Below are 2242 nucleotides of genomic sequence, written 5' to 3' on the forward strand. Positions count from 1 at the left end.
TACGCCGCCGCCAACGCGTTCCTCGACGCGCTGGCCGCGCACCGCAGGGCCCACGGGCTGGCCGGGGTCTCGCTGGCCTGGGGCTTCTGGAACCAGCGCAGCGGCATGAGCGCGCACCTGGGCGACGCCGACGTCGCCCGCATGGAGCAGTCCGGCGCCCGCGGCCTGTCGTCGGAGGAGGGGCTCGCGCTGTTCGACGCCGCCTCGGCCGTCGACGAGGCCCTGCTGGTGCCGATCCACCTCGACCTCGCCGCGCTGCGCGGCGGGAACGGCATGCGGTCGGCGCTCCTGCGCGGCCTCGTCCGCGCCCCCGCCCGCCGGGTCGTCAGGGCCGCGGGAGGCGCCGCCCCCACCGCGTCCGGGCTCGGACAGCGCCTGGCGGGCCTGTCCGGAGAGGAGCAGGTGGCCGCTCTCGTCAAGATTGTCTGCGCTGAGGCCGCCGGGGTGCTCGGGCACGCGAGCGTGGACTCGGTGGAACCCGAGCGGGCCTTCAAGGAGCTCGGCTTCGACTCGCTCACCGCCGTCGAGCTGCGCAACCGGCTCGGTGCCGCCACCGGGCTGCGGCTGCCGACCACCCTGGTCTTCGACTACCCCACCCCGAGCGTGCTCGCCGAGCACATCAGGGACGAGATCGCCCCGCCCGCCGCCGACCCCTCCGCGTCCGTGCTCGCGGAGGTCGACCGGCTGGAGAGCCTCCTGTACGCGGCGGGCGGCGGGGACCCCGTCAAGATCACCACCCGGCTGCGGGCGCTGCTCCGCAAGTGGGACGACACGCACGGCGGCCCGGCGGAGACCGAGCCCGAGCAGGACCTCGAGTCGGTCACCGACGACGAGCTCTTCGCGGTCCTCGACGAGGAACTCGGCACCTCCTGATGGCGCACCCCATGACGAATCCCTACTGCCCCGAGGCTGGTTGACGTCCGATGGCGAATGACGACAAGCTGCGTGACTACCTCAAGCGTGCCACCACGGACCTGCAGCACGCCCGGCGCCGCCTGCGCGAGGCGGAGGCCAGGGACCGCGAGCCGATCGCGGTCGTGTCCATGAGCTGCCGCCTGCCCGGCGGGGTGAACAGCCCCGAGGAGCTCTGGCGGCTGGTCGCGGACGGCAAGGACGCCATGTCCGCCTTCCCCGGCGACCGGGGCTGGGACCTGGACCGGCTCTACCACCCCGACCCGGACACCCCCGGCACCACCTACGCCCGCGAGGGCGGGTTCGTCGCCGACGCCGGCGGTTTCGACGCGGGCTTCTTCGGGATGAGCCCGCGCGAGGCGCTGGCGTCCGACCCGCAGCAGCGGCTGCTGCTGGAGACCTCGTGGGAGCTGCTGGAGCGGGCCGGCATCGACCCCGCCACGGTGAAGGGCAGCCGGACGGGCGTGTTCGTCGGCGCCGCCTCCAGCGGGTACGGCATCGGCCAGGGCGTCTTCCCCGCGGGAGTCGAGGGCCATCTGCTGACGGGCACCTCCACCGCCGTCATGTCCGGCCGGATCTCCTACACCCTCGGTCTTGAGGGACCGGCGGTGACCGCCGACACCGCCTGCTCGTCCTCGCTGGTGACCCTGCACCTGGCGTGCGAGTCGCTCCGCAGGGGCGAGTGCTCCATGGCCATCACCGGTGGCGTCACCATCATCTTCACTCCCGAGATCTTCGTGGAGTTCAGCCGCCAGCGTGGCCTGGCCGAGGACGGCCGGGTCAAGGCCTTCGCCGCCGCCGCCGACGGCACCGCCTTTTCCGAGGGGATCGGCCTGCTGCTGCTGGAGCGGCTGTCGGACGCGCGCCGCAACGGTCACCCGGTGCTGGCGGTGGTGCGGGGCAGCGCGGTCAACCAGGACGGCGCCAGCAACGGCCTGTCAGCCCCGAACGGCCCCTCCCAGCAGCGGGTCATCCGCCAGGCGCTGGCCAACTCCGAGCTGGTGCCCGCCGACGTGGACGCCGTCGAGGCCCACGGCACCGGCACCATGCTCGGCGACCCGATCGAGGCCCAGGCCCTGCTCGCCACCTACGGCCAGGACCGCCCGGCCGATCGCCCCCTGTGGCTGGGTTCGGTGAAGTCGAACATCGGTCACACCCAGGCCGCCGCCGGGGTCGCGAGCGTCATCAAGGTCGTGATGGCCCTCCAGCGCGGCCTGCTGCCCAGGACACTGCACGTCGACGAGCCCACCCCGCACGTCGACTGGTCGGCGGGCGCGGTGTCGCTGCTGACCGAGCCGGTCCAGTGGCCCGAGAACGGCCACCCGCGCCG

At 73.9% G+C, this 2242-nt stretch carries 2 protein-coding genes; both read left to right on the forward strand.

Annotated features, from left to right (window positions below; genetic code table 11):
- The coding region (locus ACSDR0_RS50185) for a beta-ketoacyl reductase (RefSeq protein WP_435296060.1) at positions 1-873 on the forward strand (873 nt) is incomplete at its 5' end.
- Positions 874-923: 50 nt separating this feature from the next.
- Positions 924-2242, forward strand: a 1319-nt coding sequence (locus ACSDR0_RS50190; protein ID WP_435296061.1) for a type I polyketide synthase, incomplete at its 3' end; no start/stop codon positions are given.

Source organism: Streptosporangium sp. G11, from assembly GCF_051192615.1.
Classification (GTDB): domain Bacteria; phylum Actinomycetota; class Actinomycetes; order Streptosporangiales; family Streptosporangiaceae; genus Streptosporangium.